This window comes from Pseudobdellovibrionaceae bacterium, from assembly GCA_023954155.1.
Taxonomy (GTDB): Bacteria; Bdellovibrionota; Bdellovibrionia; order Bdellovibrionales; family UBA1609; genus JAMLIO01.
This window is the reverse complement of record JAMLIO010000004.1, coordinates 1-13,412: the sequence shown is the minus strand read 5'-3', so window position 1 is coordinate 13,412 and position 13,412 is coordinate 1. Positions and strand designations below refer to the sequence as shown.

The 13,412-nt window shown below is 41.9% G+C and carries 26 protein-coding genes; 1 reads left to right on the top strand and 25 read right to left on the bottom strand.

All coding sequences use genetic code 11. From position 1 onward, the window contains the following. Window positions 1–4 precede the first annotated feature (4 nt). The 25 genes from M9899_05865 to rpsJ form a co-directional block, all read right to left on the bottom strand. Window positions 5–1,057, bottom strand: a complete 1,053-nt coding sequence (locus M9899_05865) for a DNA-directed RNA polymerase subunit alpha (protein MCO5113683.1) — start codon at window positions 1,055–1,057, stop codon at window positions 5–7. 11 nt (window positions 1,058–1,068) lie between these two features. Then, window positions 1,069–1,461, bottom strand: a complete 393-nt coding sequence (rpsK, locus tag M9899_05860; GenBank protein MCO5113682.1) for a 30S ribosomal protein S11 — start codon at window positions 1,459–1,461, stop codon at window positions 1,069–1,071. A gap of 15 nt (window positions 1,462–1,476) precedes the next feature. Continuing rightward, entirely contained in the window at window positions 1,477–1,851 is a 375-nt protein-coding gene (gene rpsM / locus M9899_05855; protein ID MCO5113681.1) for a 30S ribosomal protein S13, read from the bottom strand. Window positions 1,852–1,854: 3 nt separating this feature from the next. Next, the gene (gene rpmJ, locus M9899_05850; protein MCO5113680.1) at window positions 1,855–1,968 is read right to left on the bottom strand and encodes a 50S ribosomal protein L36; all 114 of its coding nucleotides are present in this window, start codon (window positions 1,966–1,968) and stop codon (window positions 1,855–1,857) included. A 72-nt stretch (window positions 1,969–2,040) separates the two neighbouring features. Then, a complete protein-coding gene (locus tag M9899_05845; GenBank protein ID MCO5113679.1) occupies window positions 2,041–2,715 on the bottom strand; it encodes a nucleoside monophosphate kinase in 675 nt (224 codons plus the stop codon). 1 nt (window position 2,716) lies between these two features. Continuing rightward, on the bottom strand, window positions 2,717–4,042 hold the full coding sequence (gene secY, locus M9899_05840) for a preprotein translocase subunit SecY (GenBank protein ID MCO5113678.1): 1,326 nt from the start codon (window positions 4,040–4,042) through the stop codon (window positions 2,717–2,719). Then, window positions 4,042–4,482, bottom strand: a complete 441-nt coding sequence (gene rplO, locus M9899_05835) for a 50S ribosomal protein L15 (GenBank protein MCO5113677.1) — start codon at window positions 4,480–4,482, stop codon at window positions 4,042–4,044. The genes secY and rplO overlap by 1 nt, the downstream gene beginning before the upstream one ends. Window positions 4,483–4,577: 95 nt before the next feature. After that, complete coding sequence (gene rpmD / locus M9899_05830; protein ID MCO5113676.1) at window positions 4,578–4,760, bottom strand: 50S ribosomal protein L30; 183 nt, start codon at window positions 4,758–4,760, stop codon at window positions 4,578–4,580. A gap of 1 nt (window position 4,761) precedes the next feature. Next, window positions 4,762–5,235 (bottom strand): 30S ribosomal protein S5, encoded by a 474-nt coding sequence (gene rpsE / locus M9899_05825; protein MCO5113675.1) that lies wholly within the window; start codon window positions 5,233–5,235, stop codon window positions 4,762–4,764. Window positions 5,236–5,250: 15 nt separating this feature from the next. Beyond that, a complete protein-coding gene (rplR, locus tag M9899_05820) occupies window positions 5,251–5,601 on the bottom strand; it encodes a 50S ribosomal protein L18 (GenBank protein MCO5113674.1) in 351 nt (116 codons plus the stop codon). A 38-nt stretch (window positions 5,602–5,639) separates the two neighbouring features. After that, window positions 5,640–6,179 carry a 50S ribosomal protein L6 gene (gene rplF / locus M9899_05815; protein MCO5113673.1) on the bottom strand — a complete coding sequence of 180 codons (540 nt, stop codon included), beginning with the start codon at window positions 6,177–6,179 and terminating at the stop codon, window positions 5,640–5,642. 7 nt (window positions 6,180–6,186) lie between these two features. After that, a complete protein-coding gene (gene rpsH, locus M9899_05810; protein MCO5113672.1) occupies window positions 6,187–6,576 on the bottom strand; it encodes a 30S ribosomal protein S8 in 390 nt (129 codons plus the stop codon). A 10-nt stretch (window positions 6,577–6,586) separates the two neighbouring features. After that, window positions 6,587–7,129: a 50S ribosomal protein L5 gene (gene rplE, locus M9899_05805; GenBank protein MCO5113671.1), complete on the bottom strand. Its 543-nt coding sequence runs from the start codon at window positions 7,127–7,129 to the stop codon at window positions 6,587–6,589. An 8-nt stretch (window positions 7,130–7,137) separates the two neighbouring features. After that, complete coding sequence (gene rplN, locus M9899_05800; GenBank protein ID MCO5113670.1) at window positions 7,138–7,506, bottom strand: 50S ribosomal protein L14; 369 nt, start codon at window positions 7,504–7,506, stop codon at window positions 7,138–7,140. Further along, the gene (rpsQ, locus tag M9899_05795) at window positions 7,503–7,790 is read right to left on the bottom strand and encodes a 30S ribosomal protein S17 (GenBank protein ID MCO5113669.1); all 288 of its coding nucleotides are present in this window, start codon (window positions 7,788–7,790) and stop codon (window positions 7,503–7,505) included. Before rpsQ ends, rplN begins: the two co-directional genes overlap by 4 nt. 9 nt (window positions 7,791–7,799) lie before the next feature. Further along, a complete protein-coding gene (rpmC, locus tag M9899_05790) occupies window positions 7,800–7,991 on the bottom strand; it encodes a 50S ribosomal protein L29 (GenBank protein MCO5113668.1) in 192 nt (63 codons plus the stop codon). A gap of 2 nt (window positions 7,992–7,993) precedes the next feature. After that, the gene (rplP, locus tag M9899_05785; GenBank protein ID MCO5113667.1) at window positions 7,994–8,407 is read right to left on the bottom strand and encodes a 50S ribosomal protein L16; all 414 of its coding nucleotides are present in this window, start codon (window positions 8,405–8,407) and stop codon (window positions 7,994–7,996) included. Further along, on the bottom strand, window positions 8,394–9,059 hold the full coding sequence (gene rpsC, locus M9899_05780; GenBank protein ID MCO5113666.1) for a 30S ribosomal protein S3: 666 nt from the start codon (window positions 9,057–9,059) through the stop codon (window positions 8,394–8,396). The genes rplP and rpsC overlap by 14 nt, the downstream gene beginning before the upstream one ends. 15 nt (window positions 9,060–9,074) lie before the next feature. Next, complete coding sequence (gene rplV / locus M9899_05775; GenBank protein MCO5113665.1) at window positions 9,075–9,407, bottom strand: 50S ribosomal protein L22; 333 nt, start codon at window positions 9,405–9,407, stop codon at window positions 9,075–9,077. Between the two features lie 13 nt (window positions 9,408–9,420). After that, window positions 9,421–9,690 (bottom strand): 30S ribosomal protein S19, encoded by a 270-nt coding sequence (rpsS, locus tag M9899_05770; GenBank protein MCO5113664.1) that lies wholly within the window; start codon window positions 9,688–9,690, stop codon window positions 9,421–9,423. Between the two features lie 10 nt (window positions 9,691–9,700). After that, entirely contained in the window at window positions 9,701–10,522 is an 822-nt protein-coding gene (gene rplB / locus M9899_05765) for a 50S ribosomal protein L2 (protein ID MCO5113663.1), read from the bottom strand. A gap of 2 nt (window positions 10,523–10,524) precedes the next feature. Then, window positions 10,525–10,803, bottom strand: a complete 279-nt coding sequence (gene rplW, locus M9899_05760) for a 50S ribosomal protein L23 (protein MCO5113662.1) — start codon at window positions 10,801–10,803, stop codon at window positions 10,525–10,527. A 1-nt stretch (window position 10,804) separates the two neighbouring features. Continuing rightward, on the bottom strand, window positions 10,805–11,431 hold the full coding sequence (rplD, locus tag M9899_05755; protein ID MCO5113661.1) for a 50S ribosomal protein L4: 627 nt from the start codon (window positions 11,429–11,431) through the stop codon (window positions 10,805–10,807). Window positions 11,432–11,447: 16 nt separating this feature from the next. Further along, on the bottom strand, window positions 11,448–12,158 hold the full coding sequence (gene rplC, locus M9899_05750; GenBank protein ID MCO5113660.1) for a 50S ribosomal protein L3: 711 nt from the start codon (window positions 12,156–12,158) through the stop codon (window positions 11,448–11,450). Between the two features lie 8 nt (window positions 12,159–12,166). Then, entirely contained in the window at window positions 12,167–12,490 is a 324-nt protein-coding gene (gene rpsJ / locus M9899_05745) for a 30S ribosomal protein S10 (GenBank protein MCO5113659.1), read from the bottom strand. Between the two features lie 268 nt (window positions 12,491–12,758). Between rpsJ and M9899_05740 the strand changes: the two genes are divergently transcribed. Next, a partial coding sequence (locus M9899_05740; protein MCO5113658.1) for a serine/threonine protein kinase occupies window positions 12,759–13,412 on the top strand: 654 nt, incomplete at its 3' end.

Here is a 13,412-nt window from a genome sequence, read left to right as displayed (position 1 = left end):
TCAATTAGTTCATATCTGTGTTATCTGCATTTTCGGCAGAAGGTCTGCTGATTACAGGTGGGTTATTAGGATCCCATCCTGGAGGCGGCCAACCTTCAATCTTCATTCCCAAGCCAAGTCCCATGCGAACCAAAATGTCTTTGATTTCATTCAATGATTTACGACCAAAGTTTTTAGTCTTAAGCATTTCGCCTTCAGAGCGAGTCACCAATTCACCAATGAAACGAATGTTGGCGTTCTTTAGACAGTTTGCACTGCGAACACTCAACTCAAGGTCTTCAACAGGTCTAAATAGGTTCTCATTCAAAGTAGGCACTAACTCTTCAGTTTCACTCACAGCAGGCTCAACACTTTCATCAAAAGTGACAAACACCTGAAGTTGCTCTTTTAAGATTTTAGAAGCTAAAGATAAAGCCTCATCTGGTCTTAAAGAACCATCTGTCCAAAGTTCAAGCTCTAAAGAGTCATAGTCTGTTCTTTGTCCTACACGGGCGTTGGCGACTTGGTAGTTCACACGCTTAATAGGACTGAATAAAGCATCCACTGGAATGAACCCTACATCTAAACCTTCACTGTGCATTTCCGCAGGCTCGTAACCACGGCCAAAAGAAACTACAATTTCAGCGTCAAAATTAGCGTTCTTACCAAGTGTCGCAATATGCTGAGCTGGGTTTAAAACTTCAACGTTAGAGTTAGTTTCGATATCCGCAGCTGTTACAGCACCCACACCTGACTTTCTAATTCTTAGAACTTGAGGCTCTGAGCTGTATTGCTTAAAACGGATTTCTTTTAAGTTTAAAATAATATCTGTCACATCTTCCATAATATCTGGAAGAGTGCTGAACTCGTGTAACACTCCACCAAGTTTCACAGCAGTCACTGCTGAGCCCATCATTGAGCTTAATAAAACTCGTCTTAAAGAGTTACCCAAAGTCATTCCATAGCCTTTTTCTAAAGGCTCAACCTTGAAACGACCATACGTCGCACTTCTATCTTCTGTTTCAAAAGAGCGAGGAGTGATTAAATCTGTCCAAAACTTATAATAATGCTGTTCCATTGATCTTCTCCTTATACGCGTCTTCTTTTGGGTGGGCGGCAACCGTTATGTGGAATGGGAGTGATGTCTCTAAAAGAGTTCACTTTGATTCCAACAGAAGCGATTGTTCTCACTGCAGGTTCACGACCAGCACCTGGTCCTTTTAGGTAAACATCTACAGCTTTAATACCTTGATCTTGAGCTTTTTTAAGTGCGTCCTCTGCAGTCACTTGAGCCGCATAAGGAGTTCCTTTACGACTTCCTTTGAAGCCTAACACGCCTGCAGATGACCATGCGATCACATTGCCCGCAGGATCAGTCACAGAGATAATGATATTACCAAAAGCCGCATTGATATAGCAGCGACCTACTGGAACGTTTTTCTTAGATTTCTTTTTGATTGCTTTGTTTTTATCAACAGCCATTATTTACCTCAAGCCTTAAACTGCTTTTTTCTTGTTAGCTACAGTTTTCTTAGGTCCCTTACGAGTTCTTGCATTCTGACGAGTGCTTTGTCCTCTTACAGGCAAACCTTTTTTATGTCTTAAGCCTCTGTAGCAACCCAAGTCCATAAGTCTCTTAATTGAAAGTCCAACTTCTCTGCGAAGGTCCCCTTCAACTTTGATTTTTTCTTCTAAGTAAACTCTAAGATCTGCAACGTTTTGATCTGTTAAATCATCAGATTTAAGATCTAAATTGATGTTTAAATCTTTACAGATTTCACGAGCTTTAACTCGGCCAATGCCATAGATATAAGTTAAAGCAATTTCCATTCTCTTGTTTCTAGGTAAATCTACACCTGCGACACGAGCCATTTATTACCCCTGCTTTTGTTTATGTTTAGGATTTTCACAGATCACACGGATGACGCCTTGGCGTTTGATGATCTTACATTTTTTACAAATTGGTTTCACTGATGGACGAACTTTCATCTGCCACTCCCACTAAAATTCATACAAGAACGCAGGAAATTAACACCCACGTCTGCTGAAGTCCAATACTTTTTAAAAATTTTCAACAATTTTAAGTATTCTTTTTTGAATCTCTTCGGGGGTCCCTTCGCCAGAGCAAATGGTCAATTTGCCGCGGCTTTCGTAGAATCCTTTCACTGGCAGCGTTGTGTCCGCATAGGTCTTTAAACGGTTGGAAATGACCTCAGCCGAGTCATCCTTACGTTGATAGACCTCTCCGCCACATTTGTCACAGACGCCCTCTTGAGCTGGAGGGTTAAAGGACATGTGGTATACAGCACCGCAAGATTTGCAGAGTCTACGCACTGTCAGACGTTCAAAAAGCACTTTATCAGGAACCTCTAGGAAAATAACAGCTTCCACTGCAAATCCTAGTTCCTCAGAAAGAGCCTCTAACTGTTTGGCTTGATTTAAGTTTCTTGGGAAACCATCTAAAATAAAGTTCTGATAGGTAAGTCCGCTATTTTTATCTTGTCCAGATTGTAAGGACCCAATCGCCTCTTTAAGCATACCTAAGGTGATGCTATCAGGGACCAGATCCCCTTTTTCAATGATGGCCTTAGCTTCAATACCAAGTGGAGTTTGGTTTTTGATGTTCTCACGGAACAGGTCCCCCGTGCTCAAATGAGCAAAGCCCTTGGTCTTCAAGAGCTCGGATTGGGTCCCTTTACCAGACCCAGGGGCACCAAATAGCAATAGGCATTTCATATCAGTATCTAACTCTTCTTCCGCGAACACGCATATTTTTCATTAGACCTTCATATTTGCTAGATAAAATATGAGTTTGTACCTGTTGTACAAAGTCTAAAGCCACACCGACCATAATCAGAACGCTGGTCCCACCAAAATAAAATGGCACTTTAAGGGCCTCAGTAGCAATCGTAGGCATAATACAAACTGCACTCAGGTAAATAGCTCCCACAACTGTCAGACGGTCCAAAACTCTTTTAATATATTCTGCCGTGCTGTTTCCCGCACGAACACCAGGGATAAAGCCTCCCTGTTTTTTAAGGTTTTCTGCCACGTCCTTAGGATTAAAGACAATTTCTGTATAGAAAAAGCAAAAGAACACCACTAAACCAATAAAGATAATATTATATAAGGCCCCAGTAGGCATGAAAGACTGCTGTAGGGAGACCAACCACGGACTATCAAAAAACTGAGTCATTGTAGCTGGGAACATCAATAAACTGGACGCAAAAATGGGTGGAATTACGTTTGCAAAGTTCAGTTTTAAGGGCAAGTGACTTGTGGGCTGTTGCATCGCCTGACGTCCTGTCCCTCTTTGTGAATGCTGAATAGGTAAACGACGTTGAGCCACTTCCATAAAAATAATAAAGGAGATCACCCCAACCATTCCCGCAAGAAGGATGAATGCCACTAAAGCCGCCATTTCGCCAGAACTGACTTGCTTCCATAAAGCGGCAGCGCCACCTGGAATACCAGACACAATCCCCGCAAAGATGATCAAGCTGATTCCGTTTCCGATGCCACGTTCAGTGATCTGTTCACCGATCCACATCAAAAAACATGTTCCTGCAGTTAACGTCATAATGGTCACCACTTGGAACGGCACAAAACCAAACATAGGAGTGATCACCAGAGGGCTTCCATCTGGACTGCTTTCTGAAGCCATCCAATTGGCCATGGCATAACCTTGCACAAAACAAAGTAAGATGGTGGCATATCTTGTATATTGACTGATCTTTTTCTGTCCTGCAGGGCCTTCTTTTTTCATCGCTTCAAGTGAAGGCACGGCAGCCTGTAAGATCTGGAAAATGATCGAAGCCGAGATGTAAGGCATTACGCCTAAGGCAAAAATACTGAATCTTTCTAACGCTCCTCCTGTGAAGGTGTTAAAAAGACCAAATAACCCACCACTTTGAGATTGGAAGAACGACATCACTGCCGCTCCATCCAAACCAGGAGACGGAACTTGAACCCCGATCCTGTAGATGGCAAGCATTCCTAAAGTGAAAAGAAGTTTGTTTTTTAAGCTGCTGTTTTTTGTTATGGCTTCAACCGCATTTGACACTAGATGACCTCGACTGTTCCTCCGGCTTTTTCAATAGCCGCTTTTGCTGATTCGCTAATTTTATGTACTTTCAAATTGAGGTTCGTCTTAATTTCGCCTTTGGTCAATACCTTAACCTTAACGTCACCTTTTTTAACCAAACCCGCAGTCTGAAGGGTTTCCAGTGTGACATCACCGCTAAATTTATTCAACTGACCTGTAGTCACGATTTCATAAACATTCTTAAACTGGGCGTTTGAAAATCCAAACTTAGGTAAACGTCTCATCAGTGGCATTTGACCACCTTCAAAACCTACACGCACTTTACCGCCAGATCTTGCTTTTTGACCTTTATGACCTTTACCTGCTGTACTTCCTTGGCCAGAACCGTCACCACGACCAATTCTTTTCTTAGAGTGTGTTGCACCTTTGTTAATTTTTAGCTCTGACAATAAAGACATATTCTGCTCCTAAATTCCTAAACCTAGATATTTATACCTACCGCTCAAACGAGCGGGCGACCTATACCTGCATAAACAGCAGGCATTAAAGCTGACTACTGTGGAGTCACCTTTAACAAATGTTGCATTTTAAAGATCTGACCACGGTTAGCTTCATTATCAGCCAATACCTTTTCAGACCCAATCTTACGTAAACCCATGGCGTCCAAAGTCGCAAGCTGAGTTTTTGTAGCACCATTACGGCTTTTTACTAATTTTACATGAAATGATTTTGCCATATTACACGTCCAATCTTTCTTTTAAAGTCTTATCAGTCAGTTGTGCTAAGCCATCTAAAGTCGCTCTTACTGCATTATGGGGGTTTCTTGTTCCCACACATTTTGTAAGGATGTCCTTAATTCCTACTGACTCTAAAACCGCTCTCACAGCACCACCAGCAATCACACCAGTACCTGGAGCCGCAGGGATCAATACCACCTTAGCCGCACCAAAAGTACCAATCACTTCATGAGGGATGGTTCTGTTTTCTTTCATTGTAAATGGAGTCGCATTCTTTTTTGCGATACGAGCTGCTTTGCTGATCGCCATTGGAACTTCGTTAGCTTTGCCTGTTCCAAAACCTACAGAGCCCGTTCCGTCTCCAGCAATCACAAGAGCCGAGAAGGAAAAGCGTCTACCGCCCTTTACCACTTTGGCAACTCTGTTAATCGCTACAACTCTTTCTTCAAATTCTTGATTTGTTGTTGTTTCCACACTCACCCTCGTTCCTTAAAATTGTAACCCAGCTTCTCTAGCACCTTCTGCTAAAGCTTTAACTTTGCCGTGATAAACATAACCGTTTCTATCAAATACTACTTTTTCAATGTTCTTACCTTTAGCAATCTCAGCAATCTTTGCGCCTACAGATTTAGCTGCATCGCAATTGCTTGTTCCTTTTAGGCCACTGATACCTGAAGAAGACACTGACGCTAAAGTTGCTCCATTCACATCATCCACCAGTTGCGCATAGATGTATTTTGAAGATCTGAATACAGTTAAGCGAGGTCTTTCAACAGTACCAGTTACTTTTCTTCTGATACGAATCTTGTTTTTTAAGCGAGCTTTTAATCTTTCGCTCATTGATTTGTTAATCTTTAATTTCATTTCACATACCTCTCTTATTTACCGCCAGACTTACCAGCTTTTCTGCGGATCACTTCATCATCATAGCGAATACCTTTACCAAGGAATGGCTCTGGTGGTCTGAATCCACGGATTTTAGCTGCAACCTGCCCTACCAAAGCTTTGTCAGCTCCTGTGATAGACACGTTAGTTTGTTTATCCACTTTAATCTCAATACCTTCAGGGATTGGGAAGCTAATGGGATGACTAAACCCAAGAGTTAGCTCTAGGTTTTTACCCGCAACGTTGGCTCTGTACCCGACACCATTAAGGATCAGGGCTTTGGACCAACCTTTAGAAACACCTGTCATAGCGTTCCCAATAAGTCTTCGGTAAAGACCGTGCAGAGCTTTTGTTTTTGGCTCATCATTTTCGCGAGTCACTTGGATCGCCCCATCTTTAAGTTCTACTTTGATAGGACCAGTAACACGAACTTCTTGAACTTTGTTTCCGTTTTTAATTGTCACCAAAGTGTCTTTGATCTCTACGTTCACTTTGTCTTCAACTTTAACAGGTAATTTTCCAATTCTAGACATTTTATACCTACCAAATCTTTAATAAAATTTCGCCACCCACATTACTGGTAGTAGCTTCTTCACCACTTAAAACACCCTTATTCGTACTTAGGATTGTAATCCCATAGCCAGAACGAACTTGAGGAATTTCAGTGCTTTTCACATACACACGCTTACTTGGACGACTCACTCTTTGGATGCTCTCAATTGCAGGGCGGCCTGTCTTGTCGTAATTTAAATAAACACGCATGAGTCCTTGCTTGCCATCTTGAGCCACACGGAATGTTTTAATATAACCGTGGTCCTTAAGAATACGAGCAATACCTTCTTTAATCTTTGAACTCGCAATATCCACTTTTTCGTGTTTTGCAAATCCAGCGTTTCTAATTCTTGTTATGAAGTCAGCAATAGTATCCATTATCACTCCTCTACTTACTTCTGAAAGGCATACCTAGCTTTTCTAAAAGCGCCTTTCCTTCTGCGTCGGTTTTTGCTGTGGTACAAATTGTAATGTTCATACCTCTTACTTTATCAACTTTATCGTAACTGATTTCTGGGAAAATAATCTGTTCTTTAACTCCCATATTGTAGTTACCACGTCCGTCAAAGCCTTTAGGAGAAATACCTCTAAAGTCTCTTACACTTGGAAGTGCTAAATGAACCAAACGATCCATAAATGCCCAAGCCTTTTCACGACGTAATGTCACACGCGCACCTAGCGGCATACCTTCTCTTAATTTGAAGTTTGCAATCGCTTTTTTAGCTTTAGTGACCACAGCTTTTTGGCCAGTAATTGCAGACAATTCATCTACAGCTACGTTTAATAACTTCGGGTTTTGAACTGCTTCACTGATACATGTGTTGATTACGATCTTTTCAATCGTAGGAACTTTCATGATGTTCTCAGTGTTAAGCTCTTTTTTAAGAGCTGGAACTACTTCTTTATCATATAAATTTTTAGTGTAACTCATCATATCTCCTACAGAACCTCAGGAGCTAGAGATACAATCTTAATAAAAGATTTTGCTCTTAACTCTCTAGCAACTGGTCCAAAAATACGAGTTCCAATTGGCTCTTTATTGTTATTTAATAAAACGGCAGAGTTCTCATCAAAACGGATATAGCTGCCATCTGGTCTGCGAATCTTGTGAATAGTTCTAACGATCACAGCTTTTGCTACATCCCCTTTTTTAACTTTAGAGTTAGGAATGGCCTGCTTAATAGAAACCACGATGATGTCACCGACTCCAGCAGTTCTTCTTTTAGAACCGCCTAAAACTTTAATACATTGAACTTCTTTTGCGCCAGAATTATCTGCCACATTTAAACGTGTTTGTACTTGAATCATCTCTGCACCTCTTTACCATCAGCTCCAAGAATTGCAGAAAGTTGCCATCTTTTCGTTTTACTCAATGGACGAGTCTCCATGATACGAACTTTATCACCAACTTTAGCAATGTTCTTTTCATCGTGAGCTTTAAATACAGACGTTCTTTTCACATACTTCTGATATTTAGGATGTTTTACATTTCTAAATATTTTTACAGAAATTGTCTTGTCCATTTTATCGCTGATCACTTCACCAACAACTTCAATTTTACGACCGCGTTTTTTTACTTCATTTTCACTCATAGCTCACTCCTACTTCGCCAACTTTTGGTTGATGGAAGTTTTCACTTTAGCAATGTCACGTCTTAAACCTCTTACTAAAAGAGGATTGGCAACCTGACCTAAAGCGTGCTTCATCTTCACCATGAAAAGTTCGGTTCTTAGTGACCCTTCACGCTTTCTTAGCTCTTCAACTGTTAAATCTTTAATTTCTTTGAACTTCATGATTATGCCTCTTCCTTCTCAAGAAACTTTGTTTTTACGGGAAGTTTATGAGCTGCAAGTCTAAAAGCTTCTTTAGCTTGTTCGCGAGTCACACCGTTCATTTCAAACAAAATGCGACCTGGTTTTACAGGTGCTACCCATAATTCCACACTTCCTTTACCCGAACCCATTCTCACCTCAGCAGGCTTTTTAGTAATAGGTTTATCTGGGAAAATTCTGATCCAAAGCTTACCGCCTCTTTTTACCGATCTACTGATCGCAATACGACTGGCCTCAATCTGACGAGCCGTGATGCGTCCCATCTCTGTAGTTTGTAAAGCGAAGTCTCCGAAGCTGATATCAGTTCCACGGGTGGCTTTACCTTTGATGCGACCTTTTCTTTGTTTACGCCATTTAATCTTCTTAGGACTTAACACGACCTGCCTCCTCGACTTCTTTCATAGAAAGAACATCTCCACGATAAATCCAAACTTTCATTCCGATAATTCCATAAGCTGTTAAAGCCTCTGCTGTACCGTAATCAATGTCTGCTCTTAATGTATGTAATGGAACGCTCTTTTCGTTGTACCATTCCGTACGCGCAATTTCTGCACCATCTAATCTTCCACTCACTTGCACTTTAATTCCACGAACACCACCACGAGACGCCGCAGCGATAGCTTTCTTTAAAGCTCTTCTCCATGAAATTCTTTTCTCAAGTTGCATAGCAATGTTAGAAGCCACCAATTGAGCATCCACATCAGGTTTACGCACCTCTTGAATGCTCACATGCACTTCACTTGTGGTTAAGGCTTGCAATTGCACTCTTAATTGATCGATACCAGAACCTTTTTTACCGATCACCACACCAGGACGTGCAGTTGAAACGATCACTTTTACTTTTTGTGCCGATCTTTCGATTTCAACTTTAGATACACCTGCGTGTTTTAATTGTTTTTTTACATATTCTCTTAATTTGTAATCTTCGTGTAAGTTTGTAGCGTACTCTTTACCTTTGGAATACCAGCGAGAATCCCAAGTTCTGATAACACCGACTCTTAAACCAATTGGATTAACCTTTTGACCCATGTTTTCCCGCCTTCCTTATCTTTCATCCAAAACGATGTTGATGTGACTCATTTTCTTCAAAATACCTGAAGCACTGCCCTTTGCTCTTGGTGTAAATCTTTTTAGCATTGGACCTTGATCTACTGTGATGGTCTTTACATAAAGATTGTCCACATCAATCACTTTCTTTTGCTCAGCATTGGCAACACCAGATTCGATTAACTTCTTAATCAAAACGGCACCTTTCTTTTCAGTGAAGGCCAAAGTTTGAAGAGCCTCATTCACGTCTTTACCACGAACCAAATCAGCCACTAAACGTGCTTTCTGTGTTCCAATTCGTGCATATTTTAAACTAGCTTTTACTTCCATTTTTTACTCCGACCTATTTACCTTTTTTATCGCCATGACCAGTGTATGTTCTAGTAGGAGCAAATTCACCGAACTTGTGACCTACCATATTGTCTTGAACGTAAACTGGGACAAACTTACGACCGTTGTGAACTGCAAACGTAAGACCTGTGCACTCAGGAAGTACAGTAGATCTGCGCGACCAAGTTTTAATCACTTTTTTGTCACCTGTAGAAATTGCGTTTTCAATTTTCTTCATCAGATGCTCATCAACAAATGGACCTTTTTTTAATGATCTAGACACAATCTACTCCTTACTTACTTCTTCTCTTAACAATCATATTGCTAGTGCGTTTATTTTTTCTAGTTTTGTAACCCTTAGAAGGTTGACCCCATGGACTCACTGGGTGATGTCCTTTACCCACACCTTCACCACCACCAAGTGGGTGATCAATAGGGTTCATCGCCATACCGCGAACTGTAGGTCTAATACCCATCCATCTTTTACGACCAGCTTTACCTAATTTAATATTTTCATGATCTGTATTGCCCACTTGACCAATTGTAGCCTTACAAGTGGAAAGCACTAAACGAACTTCACCACTTGGCAATTTAACTTGGCAGTATTTTCCAAGTTTAGCCACCAAAGAGGCACCAACACCTGCACCACGAACTAACTGACCACCTTTGCCAGGACGCAACTCCACGTTATGGATCGTTGTACCCGCTGGGATCACAGCTAAATCTAAGCAGTTACCTGGCTTGATATCAGCTTTGTTACTCGAGATCACTTTGCTTCCAACCTCTAATCCTACTGGAGCCAAGATATAAGCCTTGTCACCATCAGGGTAGTTGATCAGAGCAATACGGCACGTTCTGTTTGGATCGTACTCAATCGCAGCTACTGTACCTTCGATGTCTCTCTTGATTCTTTTGAAATCAATCACACGGTATCTTCTTTTATGTCCACCACCTGCATGGCGCATAGTGATTCTACCGAAGTTGTTTCTGGATGCTTTTTTATTTAAAGGCTCAGTCAAACTCTTTTCTGGAGTTGCTTTTGTGATCTCTTTAAAATCAGAAACAGAGCGATTTCTTAAACTGTTATGTCTAGGTCTTAAAACTCTAATTCCCATGCTTATGCTCCCTCAAATAGCGACAGTTTTTCGCCTTTTTTAAGTTTTACCAGAGCCTTCTTCCAATATTTGACTTTAGTTTGACCTTGCACAGTTCTTTTTGAACGTCCACGGCAGATTAAAGTTTTCACAGACTCTACTTTTACGTCGAAATTCTTTTCTATAAGATTCTTAACTTCTGTTTTTGTAGCTTTGCGGTCTACTTCAAAAGCATAAATGCCTTTTTCAGAAAGCATGGAGATCTTTTCAGTTACTAATGGTCTTTTAATTACACCGATCATTTTATGCCTCCGCTCCTAATTTCTCTTGGATCTTTTGAACAGAGTCTTTTTCAAGAACAACTTGGTCGTACTTTAAAAGGTCATACACGTTCATAGATTCCGCAGTTAAATATAAATAAGTAGGGATATTACGAGTGGCTCTTGCAAATGTAGCCTCTTTATCTGTTCCCACACATACTGCTTTTTTCACACCAATAGCTTGTAGGTTTTGAGCTGCTTCTTTTGTCTTTCCAGTAGACTCAAATTTATCAACCACTTTAAGCTTTCCTTCAGCATACAAATAAGAAAGAGCTGTTTTAAGAGCCGCAATTCTTTGCTTCTTAGGAAGTGTGTAAGAGTAATCTCTTGGTTGTGGTCCAAAAATCACACCACCACCACGAATAAGTGGAGAACGACTAGAACCTCTACGGGCATTACCTGTTCCTTTTTGTTTGTAAGGTTTTGCTCCACCACCACTGACTAAACCTTTAGTTTTAGTCATGTGTGTACCTTGTCTTCTTTTTGCCAACTGCCATTTCACAACAGTCTGTAAAAGATCTTTTCTTACAGGGCGTTCAAAGATATCAGCAGATAAATCTACTTGACCCACTTTTGAATTTTTCCAATTTAATACGTCTATAGTTGCCATTTTATCCTCGATCCTTCTACAGCTTCACGATTTTAACTAAACTGTTAGTTGCACCTGGTACAGAACCTTTTAATAAAAGAACATTCTTCTCAGGAATTACATCAACAACTTCCAAGCCTTTAACAGTCACTGGTTTATTCCCATGTTGACCTGCCATTTTTTTACCAGGCTGTACGCGACCTGGAAATTCACGGTTACCGATAGAACCTGGTTTTCTGTGGAAGCCAGATCCGTGAGAGGCAGGACCACCACCAAAACCGTAACGTTTCATCACACCAGAAAAACCTTTACCTTTTGAAGTCGCAGTCACTTTTACTGTCTGACCTTTTTCAAAAGAGGCTACAGTGACTTTTTGTCCCACTGCTACACCTTCAGGAAGCTCTTGGCGGATTTCACCAGAATGTCTAGGAGCAGAATCAAGTCCTGCTTTTTTCACATGACCTAGTTCAGACTTTAAGCTGTTTTTGGCTTTCTTAGGGTCACCAGAGATTTGCACTGCTGTGTAACCATCTTTTTCTTGAGTTTTGATTTGAGTGATTGTCCAAGGTTTGCACTCTAGAACAGTCACAGGAATTCTCTCGCCGCTTTCGCTATACACAGCAGACATTCCTCTTTTAAATCCAAAAAAACCTTTTAAATTTACTGAAGCAGAAGAATCAGAAGTTTGGACTTCTTGTGTTTGAGTCTCTTCAGCTACTACATTTGTTTCATTGTTAGTTTCTGACATGTTACCCTCTACTTCTCAACTTTGCTTAGTTTGATTTCAACATGTACACCCGCAGATAGATCTAATTTCATCAATTGATCCACTGTTTGTTGTGTAGGCTCAAGAATATCTAATAGTCTCTTATGAGTGCGGATCTCAAATTGTTCGCGAGATTTTTTATCTACGTGAGGAGATCTAAGCACTGTGTACTTATTGATTCTTGTTGGTAGAGGAATTGGACCTGTAACCTTAGCTCCTGTTCTTTGTGCCGTATCTACGATCTCTTTCGTAGATTGATCAAGTAACTTATGATCAAAAGACTTTAAACGGATTCTGATTTTCTGACTTTGCACGTTTGTCACCCTTCTTTCTGAGCATTTAATTAACTAAAGAGGCTCACTAATTACCTATAAATTCCAAATACTTACAGTGTTAATTGCAAAAAATTGGACACAAAAAAAGCGGCATTACAACTCTCTATCAGTTGGCCAGAGGCCCTTAACAGAATATTTGTAACACACACTAAAGGCTAAGTTCTGGCGATTTTTAAGCTTTTTGTCAACTAAGTTCTCTGTTTTTTTTGCAGCCTTGGGGGTGGGGGGGGGGGGGCGGCAGGTTATTGTGATCAAGGTGAGCGGGGGGGGGTGGGGGGTGGGGTGGCGGGCGCGGGACGATGAGCTGGGTCGCGACACGGCGTTGAAATTCCTGCCCGAAGTCGTGGCCAACGACCGGGCTTCGGTCGAGGATTTGAAGCGCGAGGTGCGACGGGCGATGGACCTCGCGCATCCGCACATCGTGAAGATCCACGACTTCGTGACCGACGGGCACACGGCGGCGGTGTCGATGGAGTATGTGGCGGGCGACACGTTGTCGTCGCTGCGGGTGGACGAGCCCGGCCAGGTCTTCACTCCGGAGAAACTGGCGCCGTGGGTGGAGCAGTTGTGCGGGGCGCTCGATTACGCGCACCGCTCGGCGCGGGTGGTGCACCGCGACCTGAAGCCGGCGAACCTGATGGTCAACCAACGGGGCGAGCTGAAGGTGCTGGATTTTGGGATCGCGGCATCGTTGAGCGAGAGCGTGACCCGGGTGAGCGCGCAGGCGGGTTCGTCGGGCACGCCGGTTTACATGAGCCCGCAGCAGATGATGGGCGAGGACCCGGCGGTAACGGACGACGTGTATGCGCTGGGGGCGACGCTCTACGAACTGCTGACGGGCAAGCCGCCGTTTTACTCGGGCAACGTATTCATGCAGGTGCAGCACAAGGTGCCGCCGACA